General features: G+C 77.8%; 4 protein-coding genes. 2 read left to right on the top strand and 2 right to left on the bottom strand.

Annotated features, from left to right (window positions below):
• Positions 1–100: 100 nt before the first annotated feature.
• Together HLB09_RS13950 and HLB09_RS13945 are read left to right on the top strand one after the other, a co-directional pair.
• The gene (locus tag HLB09_RS13950) at positions 101–1801 is read left to right on the top strand and encodes an alpha-amylase family glycosyl hydrolase (RefSeq protein ID WP_171203949.1); all 1701 of its coding nucleotides are present in this window, start codon (positions 101–103) and stop codon (positions 1799–1801) included.
• 191 nt (positions 1802–1992) lie between these two features.
• Positions 1993–2229: a DUF6458 family protein gene (locus tag HLB09_RS13945; protein ID WP_171203947.1), complete on the top strand. Its 237-nt coding sequence runs from the start codon at positions 1993–1995 to the stop codon at positions 2227–2229.
• 183 nt (positions 2230–2412) lie between these two features.
• Here HLB09_RS13945 and HLB09_RS19480 read toward each other — a convergent pair whose 3' ends face one another.
• Entirely contained in the window at positions 2413–3330 is a 918-nt protein-coding gene (locus HLB09_RS19480; RefSeq protein WP_322790193.1) for a GGDEF domain-containing protein, read from the bottom strand.
• Positions 3331–3572: 242 nt separating this feature from the next.
• Positions 3573–4090 (bottom strand): ATP-binding domain-containing protein (locus tag HLB09_RS13935; protein ID WP_171203946.1); only part of this gene is annotated, 518 nt, incomplete at its 5' end.

The following is a 4090-nucleotide window of genomic DNA, read 5'->3' as shown; positions in this document are numbered from 1 at the left end:
GGGGGACCGCCGCGGCACCGCACCCGCTCGGACCGACCACCAGGAGACCCCCGTGAGCACCACCACCGCCCCGGCCCGCCGCGTCCCCGCGAGCGCCCCGGTGACCGCCCCCACGCCCGCCGCCCCGCAGGCCCGCGACTGGTGGCGGCGCGCCGTCGTCTACCAGGTGTACCCGCGCAGCTTCGCGGACGCCGACGGCGACGGCCTCGGCGACCTGCGCGGCATCACCTCGCGCGTGGGCCACCTCGCCGCGCTCGGCGTGGACGCCGTGTGGCTCAGCCCCTTCTACCCGTCCGCGCTCGCGGACGGGGGCTACGACGTCGACGACCACCGCGCCGTCGACCCGCGCCTGGGCACGCTCGAGGACTTCGACGCGATGGTCCGGGCGCTGCACGCGGCCGGCATCCGGGTCGTCGTCGACGTCGTGCCGAACCACACCTCCGACCGGCACGCCTGGTTCCGCGAGGCCCTCGCCTCGCCGCCGGGCTCGCGGGCCCGCGGCCGGTACGTCTTCCGCGACGGCCGCGGCCCGGGCGGCGACGAGCCGCCGAGCTCGTGGCGGTCGATCTTCGGCGGGTCCGCCTGGCAGCGGGTCGTCGAGGCCGACGGCACCCCCGGCCAGTGGTACCTCCACATCTTCGCGCCGGAGCAGCCGGACCTCGACTGGTCCGAGGAGGAGGTGCGCGAGGACATGCTGGAGACGCTGCGCTTCTGGGCCGACCGCGGCGTGGACGGCTTCCGCGTGGACGTGGCGCACGGCCTCGTCAAGGACGTCGACGGCCACCTGGACGTCCACGTCGAGATCCTCGACACGGGGATCGAGGGCGGCAACCACCCGCTGTGGGACCGCGACGAGGTGCAGGAGGTCTACGCGCAGTGGCGCCGCGACGTCCTCGACGCCTACGACCCGCCGCGCTCCGCCGTCGCCGAGGCGTCGGTGCACCCGGACCGGCGGGCGCGGTACGCCGACCCGCTCGGCCTCGGCCAGGCCTTCAACTTCGACCTCTTCGCCTGCGGCTGGGACGCGGGCGAGATGCGCAGGGCGATCGACGGCGGGCTCGCGCAGATGGCGGCCGGCTCGTCGGCGACGTGGACGCTCTCGAACCACGACTCGGTGCGGCACACGACGCGCTTCGGGGTGCCGCCGCGCGAGGGCGTCGGCTCGCAGGAGGCGGCCAAGGCGTGGGTCACGAGCGACGGCCGCGACCCGGTCGACCTCGACCTCGGGCTGCGCCGCGCGCGGGCGGCGCTGCTGCTCGAGCTGGCGCTGCCCGGTGCCGTGTACCTGTACCAGGGCGAGGAGCTGGGGCTCCACGAGGTCGCCGACATCCCCTGGGAGGCCGTCGAGGACCCCATCGCCGTGCGCTCGGGCGGTGAGGAGAAGGGGCGCGACGGCTGCCGCGTCGCGCTGCCGTGGACGCAGGATTGGCCGACCTTCGGCTTCGGCCCGGAGGACGGCGCGCTGCCGGGCATGCGCCAGCCCGCCTGGTTCGGCGCCGTGTCGGCGGCCGTGCAGGACGGCGTGCCGGGCTCGACGCTCGAGCTCTACCGCGCCGCCCTGCGCCGGCGGCGGGAGCTGACGACGGCCGACGACGCCCTCACGTGGGTCGACGACGCGCCCGGCGTGCTGCACCTCGAGCGGCCGGGCGGCTGGCGGTCGGTCACCAACCTCTCCGAGGTCGACGTGGCCCTGCCGGCGGGCGAGCTGCTGCTCGCGAGCGACCCCGCCGTCGTCGCAGGCGGGGCGCTGCCGCCCGGCACGTCCGCGTGGGTGCGGGTGCCGGGCGACGACGGACGCTGACGGGGCGCCTCCGGGGGACAGGTCCGGTCACCCGTCCGGGCGGTCGCGCGGGCTCCTCGGGTCCTCGCGCCGCCCGGACGGGCGACGGTCGGGTGGCGCCCCCCGGGCGCCGCGACGATCATCGGCGACCAGCGAGCCCGCCGGCCGGCGGGCTCCCGACAGCGCCGCCCCGGCGGCCGGACGGAGCGGGCATGGGCATCGGACTGGGCATCTTCCTGCTCGTCGTCGGCGGCATCCTCGGCTTCGCCGTCGACGCGGACGCCGTGGGCGGCGTGGACCTCAACGTCGTCGGCTTCGTCTGCCTCGCGGCCGGCGCCCTGGCGCTGCTGCTCGGCATCGTGCAGAGCACGCAGCGCCAGCACCGGACCGACCGCGTCGAGTACGTCGACGAGCGCCGCCCGCGCGACTACCCGCCGCCGCGCCCCTGACGGAGCGCGGCGACCCGGCGGTCCTCCCCACCGCAGCCGTCCCGTGACCGTCCGGGGCGGCTCGGCGCCCGCGCCGCTGGCGCGTCGGGCCGAGGGGACGGGTCGAGGGAGGACGGGCAGAGGGGGGAGGCGACCCGGCGGACGGTGCCGGCCGCCGGCACCGTCACCCGCGACGCTCGTCCCTCACGGGCGGGCGCGGGCACGACGAGCGGTCTTGACCTGGTACATGTGCGTGTCCGCCGCGCGCAGGACCTCGTCGGGGTCGGCGCCGGGCGCGCCGACGGCGGAGCCGATGCTGACTCCCACCCGCAGCGACCGGGGGTCTGCTGCGCTGGGTGCGTCCGGGCCGGCAGGGGGGCCGGTGGGCCCCTCGAGCGCCGTCTGCACCGTCGCGGCCAGCGCAGCCAAGCGGTGCCGGTCGGCGCCCGGGCTGACGACGACGAACTCGTCCCCGCCGAGGCGGGCGACCAGCTCACCGGGTGCGGTGGTCGCGGCCAGGCGGCGTGCGACCTCCACCAGGAGGAGGTCGCCGGCGTGGTGGCCGTCGCGGTCGTTGGTGGCCTTGAGGCCGTCCAGGTCGCAGAACAGCACTCCGGCGCCCGGTCCCCCGTCCGCCAGCGCCTGTCCCAGCACGGTCAGGGCGCTGCGGCGGTTGGCCAGACCGGTGAGGGCGTCGGTGTCGGCGTGGCGGCGCAGGCGGTCCTGCTCCCGGCGCTGGTCGGTGACGTCCACGCCCACCAGGGACTCCCCGTACGGGCGCCCGTCCCGGTCGAGCAGGACGTCGACCTGCATCCAGACCCGTCGTCGCGCCCCGTCCCGGGCGACCCAGTCTCCCTCGACGGTGAAGTGCGCGCCGGTGGACATCGCCCGGGTGAAGTCCGCGCGGGCGACAGCACGGTCCTCGGGGGCGACGAAGGTGTCCCAGAAGGGGCGGGCGGCCAGCTCCTCGGCGCTCCAGCCGGTCGCGCGGGTCATGGCCGGGTTGCTCACCAGCACGCGGCCGTCGACGCCGATGACGAGCAGCAGCGCGCGGCTGCTGGTGTAGGCCGCCGTCATCAGCGCCTGGTCGCCGGAGGCGTCGACCGGCGGACTCGTGCTCACCGCGTCCACCTCCTGTCGTGTCGTGTCGGTGCCCCACCCGCTCCGCCGTGCATCGACGCCCACCGCCCCGGCCTGGAGCCCGGCGCTCCTGCGGTGCCGCTCCGGTGCGACGGACCTCCGCGGCGCCGTCACGGGCGACCCGGACGACCCGTCGTGAGCGTGTGCCCGCCGTCGCGGCGCCGCACGCCGCCGTCGGGGCGCCGGCCTGGCGCCTCCGACGGTCCTCGGCAGCCGGAGCGGCGCTACACGGGCGGGGGCCGCAGCCGCTCGCGCAGCCCCGAGGCCCGGGCGGCCGGACGCGAGACGGCGGCGAGCAGCGCCTCGGCGTCGCCGACGACGCGCACGCGCTCGCGCGCGCGGGTCAGCGCCGTGTACAGCGTCTCCCGCGTCAGCAGGGGCGAGCCGGCCGGCGGCAGGACGAGCGTCACGGCGTCGAACTGGCTGCCCTGGCTGCGGTGCACCGTCATCGCGTGCAGGGCCCGGGTGCTCGGCAGCCGCCCCAGTGGCAGGAGCCGCGGGTCCCGGCGGTCACCCACGGCGGCCGCGAGGCCGCCCGCGCCGTCGTCGACGAGGACGGCGACGTCGCCGTTGGACAGCCCGGTGGCCGGGTCGTTGACCGTCACGAGGAGCGGCTCGCCGACGTGGTGGCCGTCCGTGCGGCGCACGCGGGGGACGCCCGCGGCCGCCTCGGCCGACCGCGTCCAGCGCTCGGCCAGCTCGCCCCACCGCCGCAGCCCGCGCGGGCCCGCGCGGAGATCGG

It is taken from the genome of Pseudokineococcus marinus (assembly GCF_013004605.1).
GTDB lineage: Bacteria > Actinomycetota > Actinomycetes > Actinomycetales > Quadrisphaeraceae > Pseudokineococcus > Pseudokineococcus marinus.
Note: the sequence above shows the minus strand (reverse complement) of the source record. Positions and strands in the feature narration are given on the sequence as shown.

What these genes read in the sequence shown, in the direction of transcription:
- HLB09_RS13945 (WP_171203947.1), top strand. Translation starts at nt 1,993, where the DNA reads ATGGGCATCGGACTGGGCATCTTCCTGCTCGTCGTCGGCGGCATCCTC.